Annotated in this window: 20 protein-coding genes and 1 pseudogene; 8 read left to right on the plus strand and 13 right to left on the minus strand. The window is 62.5% G+C overall.

Going from position 1 to position 19,297, the window contains the following annotated elements:
- Positions 1 to 6: 6 nt before the first annotated feature.
- The 3 genes from FJ936_RS17890 to FJ936_RS17900 all read right to left on the minus strand — a co-directional run bounded on the left by FJ936_RS17890 (position 7) and on the right by FJ936_RS17900 (position 3,967).
- Positions 7 to 1,536 (minus strand): substrate-binding domain-containing protein, encoded by a 1,530-nt coding sequence (locus FJ936_RS17890; RefSeq protein ID WP_246680497.1) that lies wholly within the window; start codon positions 1,534 to 1,536, stop codon positions 7 to 9.
- Between the two features lie 53 nt (positions 1,537 to 1,589).
- On the minus strand, positions 1,590 to 2,669 hold the full coding sequence (locus FJ936_RS17895; RefSeq protein WP_141906842.1) for a toxic anion resistance protein: 1,080 nt from the start codon (positions 2,667 to 2,669) through the stop codon (positions 1,590 to 1,592).
- A 134-nt stretch (positions 2,670 to 2,803) separates the two neighbouring features.
- Positions 2,804 to 3,967: a TCR/Tet family MFS transporter gene (locus FJ936_RS17900; protein ID WP_140787701.1), complete on the minus strand. Its 1,164-nt coding sequence runs from the start codon at positions 3,965 to 3,967 to the stop codon at positions 2,804 to 2,806.
- Positions 3,968 to 4,080: 113 nt separating this feature from the next.
- Here FJ936_RS17900 and FJ936_RS17905 point away from each other — a divergent pair, with 113 nt between their 5' ends.
- On the plus strand, positions 4,081 to 4,701 hold the full coding sequence (locus FJ936_RS17905; protein WP_140787657.1) for a TetR/AcrR family transcriptional regulator C-terminal domain-containing protein: 621 nt from the start codon (positions 4,081 to 4,083) through the stop codon (positions 4,699 to 4,701).
- Between the two features lie 27 nt (positions 4,702 to 4,728).
- Here FJ936_RS17905 and FJ936_RS17910 read toward each other — a convergent pair whose 3' ends face one another.
- Positions 4,729 to 5,388: an alpha/beta hydrolase gene (locus FJ936_RS17910; protein WP_140617073.1), complete on the minus strand. Its 660-nt coding sequence runs from the start codon at positions 5,386 to 5,388 to the stop codon at positions 4,729 to 4,731.
- A 201-nt stretch (positions 5,389 to 5,589) separates the two neighbouring features.
- On the opposite strand from FJ936_RS17910, the gene FJ936_RS17915 reads away from it, so the two are divergent.
- A complete protein-coding gene (locus FJ936_RS17915) occupies positions 5,590 to 6,786 on the plus strand; it encodes an OpgC family protein (RefSeq protein ID WP_140787655.1) in 1,197 nt (398 codons plus the stop codon).
- An 18-nt stretch (positions 6,787 to 6,804) separates the two neighbouring features.
- Here FJ936_RS17915 and FJ936_RS17920 read toward each other — a convergent pair whose 3' ends face one another.
- Positions 6,805 to 7,881 (minus strand): substrate-binding domain-containing protein, encoded by a 1,077-nt coding sequence (locus FJ936_RS17920; protein WP_140787653.1) that lies wholly within the window; start codon positions 7,879 to 7,881, stop codon positions 6,805 to 6,807.
- A 366-nt stretch (positions 7,882 to 8,247) separates the two neighbouring features.
- Between FJ936_RS17920 and FJ936_RS30520 the strand changes: the two genes are divergently transcribed.
- Positions 8,248 to 8,397 carry a hypothetical protein gene (locus FJ936_RS30520; protein ID WP_015318268.1) on the plus strand — a complete coding sequence of 50 codons (150 nt, stop codon included), beginning with the start codon at positions 8,248 to 8,250 and terminating at the stop codon, positions 8,395 to 8,397.
- 15 nt (positions 8,398 to 8,412) lie between these two features.
- Here FJ936_RS30520 and FJ936_RS17925 read toward each other — a convergent pair whose 3' ends face one another.
- Together FJ936_RS17925 and FJ936_RS17930 are read right to left on the minus strand one after the other, a co-directional pair.
- Positions 8,413 to 8,775, minus strand: a complete 363-nt coding sequence (locus tag FJ936_RS17925) for a DUF423 domain-containing protein (protein WP_015318267.1) — start codon at positions 8,773 to 8,775, stop codon at positions 8,413 to 8,415.
- 32 nt (positions 8,776 to 8,807) lie between these two features.
- A complete protein-coding gene (locus FJ936_RS17930) occupies positions 8,808 to 10,061 on the minus strand; it encodes a multidrug efflux MFS transporter (RefSeq protein WP_140617069.1) in 1,254 nt (417 codons plus the stop codon).
- A 115-nt stretch (positions 10,062 to 10,176) separates the two neighbouring features.
- On the opposite strand from FJ936_RS17930, the gene FJ936_RS17935 reads away from it, so the two are divergent.
- Positions 10,177 to 10,842 (plus strand): GntR family transcriptional regulator, encoded by a 666-nt coding sequence (locus tag FJ936_RS17935; protein ID WP_015318265.1) that lies wholly within the window; start codon positions 10,177 to 10,179, stop codon positions 10,840 to 10,842.
- A gap of 103 nt (positions 10,843 to 10,945) precedes the next feature.
- Positions 10,946 to 11,206: a DUF982 domain-containing protein gene (locus tag FJ936_RS17940; protein ID WP_015318264.1), complete on the plus strand. Its 261-nt coding sequence runs from the start codon at positions 10,946 to 10,948 to the stop codon at positions 11,204 to 11,206.
- A gap of 67 nt (positions 11,207 to 11,273) precedes the next feature.
- Here FJ936_RS17940 and FJ936_RS17945 read toward each other — a convergent pair whose 3' ends face one another.
- Positions 11,274 to 11,420, minus strand: a complete 147-nt coding sequence (locus FJ936_RS17945) for a hypothetical protein (protein WP_015318263.1) — start codon at positions 11,418 to 11,420, stop codon at positions 11,274 to 11,276.
- 198 nt (positions 11,421 to 11,618) lie between these two features.
- Between FJ936_RS17945 and FJ936_RS17950 the strand changes: the two genes are divergently transcribed.
- Positions 11,619 to 12,590: a glycosyl transferase family 90 gene (locus tag FJ936_RS17950; RefSeq protein ID WP_015318262.1), complete on the plus strand. Its 972-nt coding sequence runs from the start codon at positions 11,619 to 11,621 to the stop codon at positions 12,588 to 12,590.
- Positions 12,591 to 12,727: 137 nt separating this feature from the next.
- Positions 12,728 to 13,699: a glycosyl transferase family 90 gene (locus FJ936_RS17955; protein ID WP_140661934.1), complete on the plus strand. Its 972-nt coding sequence runs from the start codon at positions 12,728 to 12,730 to the stop codon at positions 13,697 to 13,699.
- Between the two features lie 24 nt (positions 13,700 to 13,723).
- Here the strand turns inward: FJ936_RS17955 and FJ936_RS17960 are convergent, their stop codons facing one another.
- Positions 13,724 to 14,767, minus strand: a complete 1,044-nt coding sequence (locus FJ936_RS17960) for an aldo/keto reductase (protein ID WP_140661935.1) — start codon at positions 14,765 to 14,767, stop codon at positions 13,724 to 13,726.
- A 282-nt stretch (positions 14,768 to 15,049) separates the two neighbouring features.
- On the opposite strand from FJ936_RS17960, the gene ppk2 reads away from it, so the two are divergent.
- A complete protein-coding gene (gene ppk2 / locus FJ936_RS17965; RefSeq protein WP_015318259.1) occupies positions 15,050 to 15,970 on the plus strand; it encodes a polyphosphate kinase 2 in 921 nt (306 codons plus the stop codon).
- Between the two features lie 69 nt (positions 15,971 to 16,039).
- Here the strand turns inward: ppk2 and FJ936_RS17970 are convergent, their stop codons facing one another.
- From FJ936_RS17970 to FJ936_RS17985, 4 genes and pseudogenes are all read right to left on the minus strand, one after another.
- Positions 16,040 to 16,684, minus strand: a complete 645-nt coding sequence (locus FJ936_RS17970) for a dihydrofolate reductase family protein (RefSeq protein WP_140661936.1) — start codon at positions 16,682 to 16,684, stop codon at positions 16,040 to 16,042.
- Between the two features lie 144 nt (positions 16,685 to 16,828).
- Positions 16,829 to 16,939, minus strand: a pseudogene (locus FJ936_RS17975) (glyoxalase superfamily protein); the annotation flags it as partial.
- 260 nt (positions 16,940 to 17,199) lie between these two features.
- Positions 17,200 to 18,231 carry a porphobilinogen synthase gene (gene hemB, locus FJ936_RS17980; RefSeq protein WP_140787649.1) on the minus strand — a complete coding sequence of 344 codons (1,032 nt, stop codon included), beginning with the start codon at positions 18,229 to 18,231 and terminating at the stop codon, positions 17,200 to 17,202.
- A 113-nt stretch (positions 18,232 to 18,344) separates the two neighbouring features.
- Positions 18,345 to 19,166: a DUF2066 domain-containing protein gene (locus FJ936_RS17985; protein ID WP_140787647.1), complete on the minus strand. Its 822-nt coding sequence runs from the start codon at positions 19,164 to 19,166 to the stop codon at positions 18,345 to 18,347.
- Between the last annotated feature and the right edge of the window lie 131 nt (positions 19,167 to 19,297).

A 19,297-nucleotide genomic window follows, 5' to 3' on the forward strand; every position in this document is an offset into this window, starting at 1 on the left:
CAGGCTCTAATTGTAGCCGCGCGCGGCGCGGAAGGCGCCGGCCAGATCGCCGCTGCCATCGAAGACCCGTGCCGACGTCGCCTTGGCGAGACTGTCGAGCTGGCTCTTGTCGGCGTCGCCGAAGGTGACGCCGAAGACCGGCACGCGCACGGCGGCGTTGCGCCAGTGAGCGAGAAACAGGTCCGCGCCGCCATCGGTGCGGCCATCGGTCATGATGACGATGGCCGGGAGGTATTTCGAAAGATCCGCCGTGGCAACGATCTTCTGCAGGGCCTGGTCGGCACAGGCATACATATCGGTGCCGCCGCCGGCGCGTTGCTGGGCAACGTCCGCCAGCAGCTCGCTCTGGCCCGCCGAGTCGCCTTTCGCCTCGAATGTGTCGCGCACGACAGCGTCGAAAGGCAGCACGAAGATGTGGTCGGACGGCGTCCATTGCACCAGCACCTCGCTTGCCTTTTCCGGCGTGAACAGGAATTGGGCGGCGGCCTGCAACTGTTTCTCGCCCTGGTCTTCCATCGAGCCGGAAAAATCGAAGCACAGCGCCGTCAGCGAAGGCTTGCGCAAGGCCTCCTGGTAGAGGTCGAGCGCCTTGCGGATCACGGCCGGCTCCGGCATGCGGATCGACGTCACCAGCTTGCCGGGATCAAAATTCCAATCCGGCTCGGCGGCGGCCTGGATGGCCGCGCCGCCGAGCGGCAGCCGCCGACCGGTATCGGCGATGCGTTTGCGTGCCGCGTCCGACTGCAGATAGGCGAGAAGGTCGGTGAAGAATTTTTCGACATCGGCTCCGCGTCCATGATCGATGAAACCCAGCGGCGAGTCGCCGACAGCGACGCCGTCGGCCGGATAGATGGCATAGAGCGGCTCGTTGCCCATCTGCTTGAGTTTGTCGTTGGTCTCCTTCAGCGTCGCCTCGTAGTTCCACATCGCGTCGTAGACGGTGCCCTTGCCGGCGCTGTCGACGTAAAGATCGGCGAGCCAGCCCGACGAACCGGACGAACGCTCGACGCCTTGCAGCAAGGCACTTACTGTGTCGTGCACGGCGGGATTGTCGAGGTCGCCCGGCTCGATCACCTGCTTGCCGCCGAGCGCGCTGGACAGCATGGCGAGATAGGCGCTGGCGCCCGAATTGGACTGCGTCGCCGACGTCATCAGGAATTTCAGCTTGCCGTCCTTCACCGCGGCCAGGATGTCCTTCATGAAGACCGGCTTGCCGACCCAGCCGAGTTCGGTGGCCTTGGATTTGCGCACGCCCAGAATGACCGGCATCTGCGCGATCGACGTCAGGTTGCGCACCTTGCGGCCGCTGTCGAACAGGTCGACCCAGACGCTGGAGGCCGGCCAAACCGCATCCTTGTCGAGGCCGCCAGGCTTTTGCAGTCCGAGCCCGATGTCGAGCGAGCCTTGATAGGAAATGGTGCAGGTCGCGCCTTGCTTGGCGCAGAATTCCTGGACGATCGGCTCCAGCACCGTATTCTCGGAGCCGGAGACGATCGAGAATTGGACTTGGCTGGAATTGCAGGCCGTCAAAAACATCGCGAAGGCGAGCAGCAGAACGGACGTCAGCGTCTTAGGCATGGCGGTTCCGATCAGGACCGGGTCAGCGCTTTCTTCAAGTCGATCGTCATCTGGTCCATCTGTTTTTCGGCGTCGGCCCGCTTCTGGCGGCCCTCCTGCTGGACTTTCAGCACACCTTGTACCGTGTCGATGAGATCGCGATTGGCCTGCGCCAGTGTCTCGACGTCGACGATGCCGCGCTGCGCCTGTTCCTCGACCGAAATCGCCTGGTCCTTCATCATTTTCGACGTTTGGCGGATCATCTCGTTGGTTGCGTCGGTCACGGTCTTTTGCAGTTCGAGCGCCGACTTCTGGTTGGTCAGCCCAAGCAGGATGACCATCTTCTGCTTCCATGCCGGCACGGTCAGCGCCGAGGTTGCTTGCAAATTCTCGATCAGCGTCTCGTCGCCCGACTGGACGATGCGGATCTGCGGCAATTGCTGGATGCCGAGCTGGCGCGCCTGCACCAGGTAGAAGATCCGCTTTTCCAGGCGGTCGAGCGCCTGCACGGCGTCCTGATAGGTTTGCGCCTCCAGCGTGCCTCCAGTGTCGCCGCTAGCGGTATCCGCCGCGGCCTTCAGCTTCGGCAACTCGTTGGCGCGGTAGTCATCGACGAATTTCTTGCCGGCCTGCACATAGGCATCGAGCTTGAGGATGGAGCCCTTGGTCTGCTCATGGAGGTCGTCGAGCACGGCAATGTCGCGCCGCAGCGTGTCCTTGTGACGGTCGAGTTCGAGGCCGATGCGATCGATCTGTCCCGCCACGTCCTCGTATTTCTCCTTGAAGCGCTCGAGCCGCGCCTTGAACGAGGAGAACAGGCCGCTGAGGAAACCCTGGTCCTTGAGCGAGGCCGGATCGAGATTCTTGGCCTTCATGATGATGTCGGTCAGGAGATCGCCGGTGTCGCCGAGGTCCCGGTTGCGCAACTGGGACAATATCTTGTCGGCATAGTCGCTGACTGCCTGCTGGGCACGGTCGCCATAGACAGAAATGCCGGCACGGTCTCTGACGTCGATCGTGCTTTCGATTCTGGCGATGTCGGACGGATCGGCTACGATTGCCGGCAATGTCGAAGTGTCGTCGAGCAGAGTGATGCTGTTCTTGTCGGCCATGCAGACTTCCCCTCGGTAACAGCATCTCGATAGGTAACCTGTGACAGTGATATGTCGCCGCTGTGGAAAACGGTAGTCCGAGGCCGTTTTCGGCGGTGAACAGTGCCGTCTTCCGGCCTAGCGTCAAGAAATATCTATTCGGCGGCCTCCCGCACGGCTGGAGATGACCCGGTTCGCAGGAGCAATGGCAGGCACAGCACATAAAGCGCCGCCCCCGCGATCCAGACTGTGCCGGGAAAGACGGTGCGCGTGCGGAAATAGAGCATGGCGATGATGAAGGGCCCGAACACCGAGACCAGGCTGGTCATGCTGGTGAGCACGCCCTGCAGCCGTCCCTGATGGTCGGCGCCGACGCGTGAGGTCAACAGCGACTGCAATGCCGGAGCTCCGATCCCGCCGAGACAGAACAGCGGCAGCAGGGCGAAGGCCATCCAGCCCTGCCAGGCCAGCGCTATCGATATATAGGCCGTGCTGTCGGCGAGGATGGCGATGATCAGCGCTGCTTTCTCGCCCCAGCGCTCGGTGATCGGCCCGGCAACAAAACCCTGGGCTCCAGCATGGAAGAGCCCGAACAGCGCCAACGAGATGCCGACGGTGAACAGGTCCCAGGCGAATTTGCCTTGGACATAGAGCACCCAGATGGTGCCGCCGACTTCGCCGACCAGGGCAAGAACGGCGAAGGCACCAAGCAGCGGCAAAAGGGCCGGGAAAGTCAGCGCCCAACGCAACGGCGCCAGCGGGTTGAAAGACGGCATTTCGCTTGCGCCGCCCGCGCGCTTCGGTTCCGGCAGCAGGAAGAAAGCCAGTACCAGGTTGATCCCGTTGAGTGCTGCCGCAACCAGGAAGGGCGTGCGTAGCCAAACGTCACCAAGCAGGCCACCGAGCGCCGGACCGGCTATGAAGCCGACGCCAAAGGCGGCGTTGAGATGGCCAAAACCCCGAGCACGACGATCCTGGCTGCTGATATCTGCCATGTAGGCGGAAGCTATCGCCATGCTGGCGCCGGTGACGCCCGCGATCAGCCGGCCAACGAACAGCAGCGGCAGTGTTGGCGCGAAGGCCATGAACAGATAGTCCGCCATCGATCCCGTGAGCGAGACGAGCAAGACCGGCCGACGGCCGTAGCGGTCGGACAGGGCGCCGAGCAGCGGCGAAAAAAGCACCTGCATGGCGGCGTAGGCCGACAGGAAGGCGCCAAAAATCCAGCCGATATCGTCGACATGGCCGACCGTGCGCAGCAAGCCCGGCAGCACCGGCATCATCAGCCCGACGCCCACGGCGTCCAGTGCCATCGCCATCAGGACGACGAGATAAGCTCTTTTCACGATCGGACTCAGGAATTTATCGTTGATAAGGAAAGGTTTATCACTGATAAATTCACGGCGCAAGCTGGAGGACCAGACGGATTCGCATGAAACTGGACAAGACGATGATCGTCGACGAAGCGCTAGGCTTGCTCAACGAGGTTGGCATCGATGCGCTGTCGACCCGCCTTTTGGCGCAGCGGCTCAAGGTGCAGCAGCCGGCACTCTACTGGCATTTCAGGAGCAAGCGCGCCTTGCTTGACGCGATGAACGAAGAGATCTTGCGGCGCGGCCATCGGCATCGAACACCACGGCTCGGCGAGACCTGGCAGGATTTCGTGCGCAAGAATGCCCGCAGCTTTCGCAGCGCCCTGATTGCCTATCGCGACGGCGCGCGTGTCCACGCCGGCACGGAAGCGGATCCGCAAGAGCTCGGGCACTTCGAGCGGCTGCTGGAATTCCTGGCGGGCGAGGGCATGGCGGCGATTCCAGCCATGGAATTGCTGATGACGGTCGGCCGCTACACGGTCGGCTGTGTCATGGAGGAGCAAGCCGAAAATCCGTCAGGTCCGGGGCGTGGCGAAGCGCTGGATGCGGCGGCGCATGATCATCCGCTTTTGCATGAAGCCTTGGTGCACTACCGTGCCGGCGGACACGAGGCGCTGTTTGAAAGCGGGCTCGCCCTGCTGATCGCCGGGGCAGAAGTTCGAATGGTGGCCGAACGCTGATTGGGCAGCGAGCGGTCGCAAAGGCGGTCAGCCTCCCTGTGCCGCTCCGGCCAGCCATCGCTCGACGATCGCGGCGTCCGGGTCGCCGATTTCGTGGCCTGATGGAACGATCCGGGCGTCGATCTCGCTACCGTGCCGGCTGAGCAGCGTCACCAGCGCCAACGCGAAAGGCCCGTAGGTCTCGTCCGCCGCCCCGGCAATGATCAGCGTCCGTGTGCCCATGAGGTCCGTTGAAGGCACCTTGTCGAGCACCGGCATTGGCCTCAGCAGCGCCGCGCTCCGGACAATACCGGGATGGAGCAGCATCAGGCTCGAAACCAGATTGGCGCCGTTCGAATAGCCAATGAATGTCGCGTGGGCGAGATCGAGCCCATGGCGCGCGGCGACTTCGCTTGCGAATGCCGCGAAGGCGGCGGTTTCGACACGGATGCTTTGCTGGCCGAAGCGCGTCGGCGTGATTCGCTCGAACCAGCGAAAACCGTCCTCCTGCGGGATGCGGCCCCGTACCGCGATCAGGGGGGCGTCGGGCGCGATGCGCCTCGCCAGCGGCACCATGCTTGTCTCGTCGACACCCGATCCATGCAGCAGGAACAGGCACGCGCGGCCGCTTTTGCCGGCACCGAGGAGGCGATAGGGAAAGGCTAGATCCAGCATCGGAGGGCCATTTTCGACACTGGCGCCAGTCATACCGCATCCCGTTGATTATATGAGGTTTCGCTCAATTTGCCGGCTTCAAAACGCAATATTTTCATGCTCCGCGAAAGTTGATTGAACCAGGCTCATTCCGGCCCGTTTCTGCGCCGATACACTCCCTGTGGGAGGAATCGAAGCGGTGCGTCGGGGGTCGCATTGCTGGACATGAACAACCAGCTTTGAGGCCTTTTGTCGATGACTACCCCTGTTTCGCCAGATCGCGATTTGCGTGTCTTTGAACGCGACACGCGTATCGATGTGCTGCGCGCGCTGGCACTGCTCACCATCTTCGTCGACCATGTGCCGGGCACGGCTTTCGAGACCCTGACCTACAAGAATTTCGGTTTTTCGGACGCGGCCGAGGCGTTCGTGCTGATATCAGGCATTTCGGTCGCACTCGCCTACGGCACAAAGTTCCGGCCGGGTGGCCGGCTTCTGGCGACCTTGAAAATGTGGCGGCGGGCGGGCGTGCTCTACGTCGCCCACATCGTCACGACGATGGTGGTGATGGCCCTGTTCTGCGCCGTGGCGGTGTTTGCCAGGCGGCCGGAACTGCTGACGCTCATCAACATCGAGCCCTTGATGAAAAACACGCCGCAAGTGCTGGTCGGCATCGTCACGCTCGGCCATCAGCTCGGCTATAACAACATCCTGCCGGTCTATGCAGCGCTGCTTTTGATGGCGCCGGCGTTCGTCCTGTTCGTCAGCTCCAGGCCCGCCGCGGCGCTTGTCGTGTCCGGCACGCTATGGCTGGTTGCCGGAATTTGGGAGATCGCTCCGCCCAATTACCCCGAGCCCGGTTTCTGGTTCCTCAACCCGTTGTCCTGGCAGTTCCTATTCAACATCGGCCTTGCCGCCATGCTGCATGTCAGGCGCGGCGGTGTCATTCCGGTCAACCGCTGGCTTGTCGGCGCGGCCGCGACCTATGTGCTGGCGGCTCTGGTGTGGGTGCATAGCCCGCTCTGGGGACAGTTAACGTGGTTCAACCTGCCGGTGGTGATCGGCGGCTTCGACAAGACCTTCCTGTCGTTGCCGCGGCTGTTGCACATCCTGGCGGTCAGCTACCTCGTCGTCGCCCTGCCGACGGTGTCAGACCTGTTCCGCACCAGCCCCGACCATCCGCTGGCCATACTGGGCAAAAGATCGCTGCCGGTCTTCATCGCCGGCACGGTGATCGCCATGGTCGCGCAGGTGATGAAGCTGATCAATCCGGGCGGGCTCGTCTATGACAGCCTGCTGATATCGGCCGGCATCGCCATGCAGTTCGCGCTCGCCTTCTATCTCGAATGGCTGTCGACCATCGGCGGTTCGGGCAAGGCCCGCACGGCCCAAACGGTTCCCGCGCCGGTTCGTGCGCCTTTGGGGACTGCCATGGCAAGAGCCAATCGGTAGGCGGTTCGGCCGTGCGGTTCAGCCGCGTGGCGAGGCCGTCGAGGCTCGCACGATCAGTTCGACCGGCAGTTGATGCCGGCTGACCGGCCCGTCGCTCTCCAGGATCGCCCTGACGGCAAGGCGGCCCATCTCGGCAATCGGCTGGGCGATCGTGGTCAATGGCGGCTCGGACACCGCTGCTTCCGGAACACCGTCGAAGCCGACGATGGAAACGTCGTCAGGCACGCTCAGCCCGCGTGCGCTCAGCCATTCGAGCGCCACCAGGGCTATTCTGTCCGACATGGCCAGAATGGCGGTGGGCGGCGTGTCGGAAGCGAAGATGGTCTCGAGCCCCGCCTTTGTGCTCGCCACGTCGTTGGCGGTCTCGTAGACAGGCACTTTGGACATGTCGACGCCAACCCGCGAAAGCTCCCGGAGATAGCCGGTGAGGCGATCGCGCGTCCCGGCATACGTTGCCGCCCGAACCTGTTCGGCCGAAACAAGGCCCGTCCTGTTGTCGGCGAAGGGGAGGGCCATGACGGCGAAGCGGCGATGGCCGAGATCCGTGAGATGGCGGGCCGCCATGCCGGCGCCGGCGATGTTGTCGACTCCGATCGCGGCGACCGAGCCGTCCTCGGAGTCGAGGTCGAGCGCGACGAAGGGCAGCTTGCGCTCACGTGCCAACTCCACCAGGCGCGAGCCACCTTCGATGCAAAAGACGATGAAGCCGTCGACCAGAGCGCTCTGGATGTTCCAGGCAAGCTGCTCGTTGTTGGCGGCCGAGACCAGGGAAATGCCGGCTCCGGTCGCATCGCAAGCTTGCGAGATGCCCGCCATCATGACGCGCGCAAACGGATCGTCGAAGAAATAGGAGAGGGGCTCGGCGGTGGCCACTCCGATGGCGTTGACCTTGCCGGCCCGCAGCAGCCTGCCCTTTGGATCGGGGCCGCCATAACCCATTGCCTCGGCCGCGGCGCGAACCCGTTCGCGGACTTCCTCGCGCACGATCTCGGGGCGGCTGAATACGTTGGACGCGGTGCCGTGCGAAACACCGGCGGCCTTGGCGATGTCGGCCAGCCGTACGGGTCGTCGATTGCCTGCGGTGAGTGACGCCATTTGCGCGTGCCTCCTGACATCCATGTAGCACGTTCTTCCGCCGCATCTAGTATTTTCGTTGGATCGATTCAAATTTTGCTTGACCTGCGCCGGTTTCGATCCTAGATTTGAATCGATCCAAGTGGCAGCTTGTTCTGCTGAATAGCAAAAAAGGAGGAGCGCCATGCATCCCGTCAACTACCTGTTCGCCGACATCTACCGCAACGACTGGAATATCGGGTCAGCCACCAACAAGGCCAGGCATCGTGGTGAGACGGGCCCATGGTTCGCGATCTTCGCTTCTTGGTGGCGCGCAAGCGGAGCTGATCAAACCGGCTTTTTTCGCGCCCGACGATTGGATCGATTCAAAGACAAGGAGGATGAGTCATGCATCCCATCAAGCATCTGTTCGAAGATATCTACCGCAACTACTGGGGCATCGCACCGGCCACCGAGCGACCGGAAGCGCGACGGCGGGTGAAACCTGCTGTTGGCGGCCGTGCCCTTTGGGTCCGCCCGGAACGCCGCCGGGATTGACCTCAAGCAATCATTTCAGGGTCGTGGACGTGCCACGGCCGAGATCGCTATCGCCAGCCAGCCTGCAATGAGCAGGGTGCCGCCGATCGGCGCCGACATCGGAAACAGCCTTGAGCCCCAGAAATCGCGGGCGAGAAGATCGCCCGCGAAGAGGAGCAGCCCGGCGAGCAGAACGAGGCTGGCGATGCGCAGCCAGCGGTTCGCGCCGATAAGGCCGATGGCGAGGAAGACCGGCGCATGCATCAGCAGGAACGACGCGGCGGTGCCGGTAAAGGCGCCGCCGCGGTGGGCGGCGGCCGCCGAAAGCGCCACCCCCGCCGCGCCGACGAGGCCGCCGGCAAGCACGAGCAGGCGGCTGCCGTTTGGATCGGGGTTCATGGCCGGCGTGCTCCTTCTTTCTTCAGCAAGCGTCAGGGCTTGCGCGCTTCCAGCGCCATATGCCGCGTCCGCCGCGACTGGACGATCCAGTTGTAGGCCGCCCCGAGCGCCATCAGCACCGACGTGCCGAGAAACACCGCCGGCATGCCGAAATGGCCGCCCACAAAACCGCCGGCCAGTGGCCCCGCGACCTGTCCGACATACTGCGCCGAGATCGCCAGGCCAAGCACGTTGCCGCCAACGCCGTCGGGGATGTTGTGCCTGATGACACTGGTGATGCAGGGCAGGAGGCCGCCCAGCGCCAGGCCCATCAGGAAACGCAGGCCGATAAGCTGCCAGCTATTGGTGACAAAAGCCTGCGGGATAAGCAGCAGCGCCGAAACCGCCAGTGCTCCCACGACAACGTTCCAGTGCCCGATCCGGTCCGCGAGCTTGCCGAGCCAAGACGCCGAGAGGATGGTGCCCAGCGCGGCGGCCGACATCACAACGCCGGCGACGAGCGTCACCCTGCTCTGGTCCTCGATGAGCTGCTGCACATAGACGGTGATGATCGGCTCGATCGACATTGTGGCGAAGGCGAGCAGCATGCCGGTGGTCAGCATGGCCACGACCGGGCGCTTGTCCGGGATCTGCGACCAGCCGCTTTTCGGTTTTGCCGCCGACACCGGTTTGGCTGGCTTCGGGCGCGGGCTCTCCTTGATGAGGAAGGTCGTTGCCAGGAAGGCGAGGAAGATCACACCACCTGACAAGAGGAAGGTGGCGCGAATGCCGATCACCGGCGGCAGCACGCCGCCCAACAGGGGACCGACCAGCGAGCCCGCCGTAATGCCCGCCGACAGCACGCCAAGCGCCCAGCCGGAACGCTCCTTCGGCGTCTGCATGGCCACCAGTATGGTTGAACCGGAGGAATAGCCGCCCGCGAAGCCGATCAGCAGGCGCAGCAGAACCAGTTGCCAGACCGTCTCGACCATGCCCGTCAGCGACATGCAGATCGCCATGCCGAAGGAGGCGCGCACCAGCATCACCTTGCGCCCGTAGCGGTCACCCAGGCGCCCCCATAGCGGCGCTACTGTGGCCGCGGCGAAGAAGGTGGCGCCATAAGCGACGCCGGACCACTGCACGATTGCCGCGTGGCCCTGTGCGCCGAGCTGTTCGACATAGAGCGGCAGGAATGGCAACAGCAGGGTCATGGCGATGAGCGTGCTGAACGAGCCCGCGAAACAGACCGCGAGATTGCGCCGCCAGTGAATGTTGTAGCCGCTTTGCTGCGTGTCTTCCTGCGTCATGCCCTGCCTGCCCGGTATCAGCCCTTGTTGCGGATACCATTTTGGGATACCAAATTGGTCTCCGTCATGAACTTCACGCCGGCCGCTGTCAATGCGGCTTCGGAAAGGGCGCGCGATGTCGCAGATGCAGAATGTCGAACGGCAGCTTCGCGAGATGATCCTGGCGCTCGAGATCGGGCCGGGAGAGCGGCTGACCGAACGCTGGATCGAAAGCCAATTCGGCGCCTCGCGCACGCCTGTCAGGGCGGCGCTGCTGCGGCTGGAGACCGAGGGGCTGGTCGGCAGGGACGGGCGCGGTTGGACCGTTTCGCCCATCAACCTGGCCGAACTCGAGCAGGTTGCGGTGTATCGCGAGGCGGTCGAGATCGCGGCATTGCGGCTGACGTGCGGGCAAGCCGACAAGAGCGCCATCGATGTCATCGAGGCGATGCTCGATTCCTGCGACGAAAATACGCCGCGCGAGGAGTGGCATCGTGTCGGCATGGATTTTCACATCGAGCTGGCGCGGCTCTCCGGCAACGAATTCCTGTTCCGGGCGGTTCGTGACGCGATGACGCGTCTGTCGCGCGCCCGCTGGCTGGAAGTGCGTGACGAGACGGCCCTTGGCCGTGCCTGGGTCGAACATCGCGCCATTCTTGCCGCGACACGCCTCGGTCAGGCTGATGAAGCCGCGCGGCTGCTGTCGGCCCACATCGTCGGCAGCCGTGACCGGCTGGTGACGTCGCTTGCCAACGACCGACGTGGCCTTCGCGCCAGGGGATTTGCCGTCGTCGCCGCTTAATGCGGTCCATGCGCTGCGGCGCGCTGGCCGGAAAAACAGACGGGTCTGACGTGAAGCGCACTTTCGGCCTCGCTTCAAGGAAGCCGATGGCGTAAGAGCGGCGATGGAAAACAACCGGTTTGAAACACCTGTGACCGTCAAATCCGTCACGGCGGGAAGCACTCAGCTCTTGCGTTCGGCAAGGGAGGCTTCCGATTACCTCCTCAACAACTGGCCCGGCAAGCGCAGCCCCAAGCATCGTGCGGCGCTGCAGGCCTGTCACGACGCGCTCGCCGGCGACAAGCCGGCGATGAATGCCAGGCGCGCTTTCATCGCCGCGGCGCGGGAAGTGGATGTCTTCATCAGCGACAAGGCGCCAGCCTGATATTAGCTCGCGGTTTGGGCTGACAATTGGATTTGAGGCTCGGCCCGCATTAGCGGGCCGGATGCCGTTAATCCTTCGTTTCGGTCTCAGTCTCGGTTTCAGGCTTCGTACGTTCGCGCGCGGCAACCTTGGCCGCCAGCTTTTCAGCCTTCTTGGCCGCTTTCTGGCGGTCGCGCTCCTTGCGTTCCTGATCGTAGTTTGGTGCTCGCGCCATGTCGGCTCCTTTTTGTGACTGCCTTGCGGCCCTGAGCCTGCCTAGGAGCATTAGCCGTCAAACACAACAGCCGAAGCGATAATGCGTGGCTGCTGGCATCGAAGAGATGCGGGCGCTTGCCAGATCGGCGCCACAATGATGTAGGACATGCGGGCGCCATGGATTGAGAACCGCCCGTTTGTTTTGATCAAGTGACCGATGGCCACAATTTCGCGGACCGCAGCAAGAGTTTTCTATTATGCGAGAAACGTCGCGCGCGATGTCGCTCCGCAAGCGTTGTTTCGTGCCCGGCTGGCTGGCCGTCTCGAAAGGGCCAGGCTTTCCGGTGAGGCGGCGCGCCGCAGGCTGAATTACTACAACAAGTTGCAGGATGGTTTCGCGCCAAGCGCCGATGCCATGCGCATCGGCAAACTGCCCTTCACGCCGACCATGTACTATTACGACCTGAAGGAGTTCGCCCGCTACTTCGATCCCGGCCTGCTCATCGACCTGGAATTCGGCGACGTCAGGAATGTCCCCAAGGTGCCTTCGATCGTCAAGGACCGGCCAATCTGTGCTGACGACAAGAACGCGATCATCATGAAACTCGACAAGTTTCGTCATTTCCAGATGCCGGCTGACGCGATGTCGTTCGCCGACAAGCTGCCGTCCGTTGTCTGGCGCGGTGATCTCAACAATCCGATCAGGACAAGATTTCTGAACGCTGTGCGCGACCTGCCGTTCTGCGATGCCGGTTCGCACAAGCCGAACGCACCGCCCGAATACGCCAGGCCTTTTCTCAGCATCAGCCAGCACCAGCGCTATCGCTACATCGTCTCGCTCGAGGGCAACGACGTGGCGACCAATCTCAAATGGATCATGAATTCGAAGTCGCTCTGCATGATGCCGCCGCCGACCTATGAGACATGGTTTGCGGAGCGGCAGCTCGAAGCCAACGTCCACTATGTGCCGCTCGCGGCGGATTTCTCGAACCTTGAGGACCACGTCGCCTATTTCGAGCGGAATCCGGCGGAGGCGGAGCGCATCATCGCGGCTGCGAACGCCTATTGCCGGACATTCGACGACGAACAGACCGAGCAGACGATCTCCCTGCTGGTGCTCTACAAATACTTCGTGCTGTCGGGCCAGATCAAACCGGATGCCGAGGTGTGGCGCTACATAACGGGCTAGTTGCGGCGCTCGGTCGAGGCCGCCAGCCGCATTCGGGCGCTATCGGAATGCGTGGCTGGATGGTAGGGCAATCATGCTGCGGGAACCATCCCGACCTTCACTTGTTCAACCGCGTTTATCTTTGATCAAAAGAGTCCATGGCCACCCTCCAACGAACGACGGCAAAGGTCTTCTACTATGCGCGGAACGTCATGCGCGATATCGCGCCCCAGGCGATCTTCCGGCGGCGATTGGCCAGCCGCCTGCAGCAGGCCAGGCTCTCGGACGAGGCCGTGCGCCGGCGACTGAATCACTACAACAAGCTGCAGGACGCTTTTACACCAGGCCCGGATGCTGTGCGCATCGACAAGATACCGTTTGAACCGAGCATGTACTATTACGACCTGAAGGAATTTGCCCGCTATTTCGATCCATCATTGCTCATCGACCTGAAGTTCGGTGATGTCATCGGCGTGCCCAAGCTGCCGACCCTCGTCAAGGACCGGCCGATCCGCGCCGACAACGGCAATGCCGTCGTCATGAAGTTCAACAAATTCCGCCACTTCCACATGCCCCTCGATACCGTCGCCTTCGCCGACAAGCGCCCTGCCGTGGTCTGGCGCGGCGACCTCAACAACCCGATCAGGACACGGTTCCTGGATGTCGCGCGCGACTTGCCGTTCTGCGATGCCGGTTCGCACAAGCGCAGCGCACCGGCTAAGTACAGCAAGCCTTTCCTCAGCATCAGCCAGCACCTGCGCTATCGCTACATCGTCTCGCTGGAGGGCAATGACGTGGCGACCAACCTCAAATGGATCATGAATTCCAACTCGCTCTGTCTGATGCCGCCGCCGACCTACGAAACATGGTTCGGCGAGAGCCAGCTCGAGGCCGGTATCCACTATGCGCCGCTTGACCCGGATTTTGCCGATCTCGGCGAAAAAGTGCGCTATTTTGAAGGGCACCCGGCCGCGGCGGAGCGCATCATCGCCGCAGCCAATGCCTATTGCCGCAAATTCTCCAATGAACGGGACGAGCATGCGATCTCCTTGCTCGTCCTCTACAAATATTTCGTGCTCGGCGGCCAGATCGAACCCGATCCCGAACTCTGGCGGTTTATCGGCGGCTAGCTCTTGCTCTCTGCCTGACGCTGATCAGATATCGCTGCGGTCGAGAACCAGATCGGCTGGGCCGAAGCGATCCTTCGCTGTCAGTTGCTGGTGCCAGTAGGGGTAGAGCAGAGCCGGCCGGCTGACCGCGTCGAGGCGCTGGCGTTCTTCGGTGCCGAGCTTCAGGGCCGCCGCCGCAAGGTTGTCCTTGAGCTGAACGTCATTGCGGGCACCGATCACCAGCGAGGAGACGGCAGGGCGTCCGAGCAGCCAGGCGAGCGCCACCTGCGCCGCCGAGACGCCACGATCCTTGCCGATCTCGACCAGCACATCGACAATCCGCCACAGCCGGTCCTCGTCGCGGATCGGCGGCTCGGACCAGCCGGCAAGCTGGCGAGCGGTCGGGCTGTCGCGGCGGTATTTGCCCGACAGCAGGCCGCCGGCGAGCGGGCTCCAGACCAAAACGCCCAGCCCTTGGTCGACCGAGATCGGCAAGAGCTCGTACTCGGCCTCGCGCGCTTCCAGCGTATAGTGGATCTGCTGGGTGACGAAGCGTTGCTGGTGACGGCTGTCGCTGATGGAAAGCGCCTTCATCACCTGCCAGCCGGAATAGTTGGAGCAGCCGATGTAGCGCACCTTGCCCTGGCTGACCAAACTGTCGAGCGCGGCAACGGTCTCCTCGAGCGGAGTGAGGCCGTCCCATTGGTGGACGAAATAGATGTCGATGACATCGGTCTTCAAGCGCTTCAGGCTGCTCTCGCATTCACGGATCAGATGATGGCGCGACAGGCCCTCGTCGTTCGGGCCCTTGCCGATCCGCATCCGCGCCTTGGACGCGATCAGCACATCGTTCTTGCGCTTGCCGCCGAGAGCTTCGCCTATGATCTCTTCGGAGAGGCCGTTGGAATAGACATTGGCGGTGTCGATGAGGTTGATGCCGGCATCGATGCACATATCGATCATCCGCTTGGCTTCGGCGAGATCGCTGTTGCCGACCGCGGCGAAGGGCCCGGCGCCGCCGAATGTCATGGTGCCAAGCGTCAGTGTCGAAACCTTCAGGCCGGAACGGCCAAGGGTGCGGTATTCCATGTCAGATCCTCACGATTTTGTTGAAGAGGCGTGCCGGCAAGGCAGGCCTGGAAGGCGACCGCGCATTTGTAGGACAATTCGGCCGGCTTGTCGCCATGCGACGACGGTCGATCGATCAGACATCGCGGAATTTGCAACGTCGGCAATTGCGCCTGTGCTGCAATAAAACCGTCACCGCCGGGCTATATTGAAGTCGGCTCAGGTGTTTCCATTCCCGGCCGCCGGCCAGCAATTTGGAGCGCCCAGTGGTAACCGACAGGGCTTGCAAGCGGAGCAGTTGATATGACCGAGCTGAAACAGAATTCCCCTGCCAAGGACTGGCTTGAAGCCGAGCTCGCCGACACGCTCGACGAGGACTATGAGCTCGAAATGTCGGAGCCGGCCCTCTCGATGGAGATCGCCAAGATCTACAAGAACTCGCATCCGCCTTCGATCGATCGCATGCAGTATTTTCGCGACCTGATCAGCCTCCAGTCCGAATTGATCAAGCTGCAATCCTGGGTCGCCTACCACAAGAAGAAACTGGTGGTGATATTCGAGGGCCGCGACTCCGCTGGCAAGGGCGGCGTCATCAAGCGCATCACACAGCGGCTCAATCCGCGTATCTGCCGCGTCGTGGCGCTTCCGGCTCCGACCGAACGCGAGAAGTCGCAATGGTATTTCCAGCGCTATGTCCCGCATTTGCCGGCAGGCGGCGAGATCGTTTTGCTCGACCGCTCCTGGTACAACCGCTCCGGCGTCGAACGGGTAATGGGTTTTGCCAGCCCCGAGCAGGTCGAGGAGTTCTTCCATGACGTGCCGGAGTTCGAGCGCATGCTGGTGCGCTCGGGCATCACCGTGGTCAAATATTGGTTCTCGATCACCGACGAGGAACAGCAAATGCGCTTCCTGATGCGGATCCACGACCCGATGAAACAGTGGAAGCTGTCGCCGATGGACCTGCAGTCGCGGGTGCGCTGGGAACACTACACCAAGGCCAAGGAGGAGACCTTCGCCCGCACCAACATTCCCGAGGCGCCCTGGTTCATCGTCGAGGGTAACGACAAGAAGCGCGCGCGGCTGAACTGCATCGACCATCTGCTCAAGCAGCTGCCGTATGAAGAGGTGCCGCACGAGGAGATCACGCTGCCGGAGCGCGTCTTCAACCCGGAATACGAGCGCCAGGTGCTGCCGCGCGAGCTTTACGTGCCGGAGAAGTATTGAGCGAGAGTTTTGTCTTTCTCCCCGTATAGTGACGGGGAGAAATGGGCTTTCGTCGAGGGTTTCTCCACCTTACGCCCGTTTGATGACGACGTGCGTGGCCAGTGCCGTCGCAACCTGTTCGCTGCACTGGTAGCCAAGATTCAGCATGTCGAGGCCCGCAAAAAGGTTCTCGCCTCTGCCAAGCAGCACCGGCGAGATCGCCACGTGCATGTCGTCGATCAGCTTTTCCTGCAGATACTGCCGGATGGTGGAGATGCCGCCGCCGACCCGCACATCCTTGCCTGACGCGGCGGCTTTGGCCTGTTCGAGAGCCGAATGGATGCCGTCGGTTACGAAATAAAAAGTCGTGCCGCCTTCCATCACGATGGGATCGCGCTTGTAATGCGTCAGCACGAAGGTCGGGACGTGATAGGGCGGATTGTCGCCCCACCAGCCCTTCCAGCTGTCGTCAGGCCACTCGCCCCGGATCGGCCCGAACATGTTGCGGCCGAGGATCCAGGCGCCGACATTCTCGAAGCTGCGCGCCGCAAAGTCTTCGTCAACGCCTGTCTCGCCGCCTTCCTGGCCAAACATCTTGCGGAAGGTGCGGGTGCTGAAAGCCCATTTGTGCAGGGCCGGTCCGCCGACACCGAGCGGATTTTCAAGGCTCTGATCGGGACCGGCGCCATAGCCGTCAAGCGACAGGCTGAAAGCGTTGACGCGAAGTTTGGACATGAGAACTTCCTCCTTGAGAACCAGTTGTCTTTTGCAAGTGGTTTCTTCTAGCAAACTGATTTTGAATTGCAAGTGGTTTTTCGAGCCGGAAAAGGTATTTCCGATTGCCGCCAAGCTACGGCCGCCGCCTCATTGGCCGGTCGGTTGGCGCGCGACGATCTCAAGGGCCTCGCTGTGGCTGATCGTCAGGTCGCGGGCGGCAAGCGCCTCCCGCATGGCTTTCGCCATCGTCTTGGCGTCGCGATAGGCAAGCATGTCCGTTTCCTCGGGTCACGGCGAAGCCTTCGTCAGTGCCCGCAATGCCGACACCTTCGCCCGACGGTGAAACGGGTCAGGAAGCATCCTCAGGAGGCGTTCGCCATACCTCTTGGCCGAGGTGCGGGCTGCCGGCCGCTTCCGGCCATGCTTCCATCATAGCTGCAGCCGCCAGTTTTTGTCAGCGGGTTTTCGATAGAACCGCCGACCAGTTGAAAGAGTGGTGACATCTACTGAAGTGCCTTGCCCGGGAAGTCGGGCTACCCCTTCAGCATCACAGCCACTTCGGGCGCGAAATAGGTCAGGATGCCGTCGCAGCCGGCGCGCTTGAAGGCGAGCAACGACTCCAGCATCGCCTTCTCACCATCGATCCAGCCATTGGAATCAGCCGCCTTGATCATCGAATATTCGCCCGAGACCTGGTAGGCGAAGGTCGGCATCTGGAATTCGTCCTTCAGCCGGCGGATGATGTCGAGATAGGGCAGGCCGGGCTTGACCATCAGCATGTCTGCGCCCTCGGCGAGGTCCTGTTCGGCCTCGCGCACCGCCTCGTCCGAATTGGCGTGGTCGATGTAATAGGTCTTCTTGTCGCCCTTGAGCAGACCGGCGGTGCCGACCGCCTCGCGATAGGGGCCGTAGAAGGCCGACGCGAATTTTGTGGCGTAGGACATGATCGCCACGTCCTGGAAACCGTTGGCGTCGAGCGCGTCGCGGATGGCGCCGATGCGGCCGTCCATCATGTCGGACGGCGCGATGATGTCGGCGCCGGCCGCCGCCTGGATGACGGCCGCCGCGGCGACCTGTTCGACCGTCTCGTCATTGACGATGATGCCGTCGCGCAGGATGCCGTCATGGCCATGGCTGGTGAACGGGTCGAGTGCGGCGTCGGTGATGATGCCGATCTCGGGTACCGCGTCCTTGATGGCGCGTGTGGCGCGGTTGATGATATTTTCCGGGTCGAGGATGTGGGAACCCGTCTGGTCGCGCAGGCCGAGATCGACGTTGGGGAAGGTGGCAAGGGCCGGGATGCCGAGCTTGGCCGCCCGTTCGGCCTCCTTGACGGCAAGGTCGACCGAAAGCCGGAAGACGCCGGGCATGGCGGCAATCGGCTCTCGGACATTCCTGCCCTCGACGACGAAGATCGGCCAGATCAGGTCGTCGACCGAAAGCCTGTTCTCCTGCACGAGCCGGCGCGACCAGTCGGCCTTGCGCATGCGGCGCAGGCGGCGGCTGCCGGTGACATCGTCGACGCTGCGCGCGCCGGCAGCTTTTGCTGGGGTGAATTTGTTCATGGCCAAAACTCCGGATCGGTGGCTTTTACCACGAGCCCTTGGTGCTGACCAATGCGACACGTTTGTGCCAGTGCCGAAAGCTGCCTGTAGCGCTGTCCACCACGCCTATTGGTTCAGGGCTGCCCGTTGCCCGAAAGGATCTGTGCCGCGCCTCCGATTGCCACGCGGAACGCCTCGTCGAAGCTGACACCGCGCACCTGCCAACGATAGGTCTTGCCGTGATCGGCCAGTCGCCAATCGGCGATCCAGCCCAGTTCCTCGTCGCTCCATACGATGCTGCCGGCGAGCGCTCGGTCGCCTCCGGCCTGTTTGGCCACCCGATCCAGCCTTGCCATGTCCGTCGCGCGTAGCGCTCCTTCACCAAAGTCGGCAAGTTGTGCGGCTTTCGGAAACGCGACATGCATCAGCATCGGACCGGTGGCATTGACGAAGGATTCGCGCATCGTCTCGCCACGTCCTTCCTCGGCGCTCAGCATGAAATGCCGCGCGCCTTGTTCGGTCGTGAGGAAGACGGTGAGTGTCGGTCGCTCGCCAAGCCAGGGCCTGCTGCCGAGCGACGCCAGCAGCTTGTCGATCACGTCAGGTTTGTAGAAGCAGGTGAGATCATGCGGCCGGTCATGCGTCCCTTGCTCGTCATGGATCGGAATGCCCTCCATCCGGTCATGGTAGCGGAACGAGTCGACAAAGCTGCCGGCCTTGTCGTGCAGCGCGTCCATTTCGCGTCTGGCAAGCAGCCGCTGATCGCCCGAAACACGGACGAGCACCTTGTCGAGGCAGGTCCTGAAGCCGAGCTGACGATTTTCTTCACCCTGGCCGGTGACAATGGTCTGCGAGTGGTAAAGGTCGCCAAGGTCGGCTGCCCCCGCGGGGACATTGGTCGCCCACAAAAACGGCAGGCAACTCAGAACAAAGGCAAAGCGCAAAAATTGCGGCATGGCTAACTATCCTGCTCTCGGCCTGTCGTACCGGCCACCAATGTCTAGCATCGGCGACCGCTAGCCGCCAAGATCGAGGCGGCCAGGCTGCAGCCATTGACGCACCCATGTGCCGCCTTTAGCACTTCAGT

It is taken from the genome of Mesorhizobium sp. B2-4-13 (genome assembly GCF_006658535.1).
Lineage (GTDB): Bacteria > Pseudomonadota > Alphaproteobacteria > Rhizobiales > Rhizobiaceae > Mesorhizobium > Mesorhizobium australicum.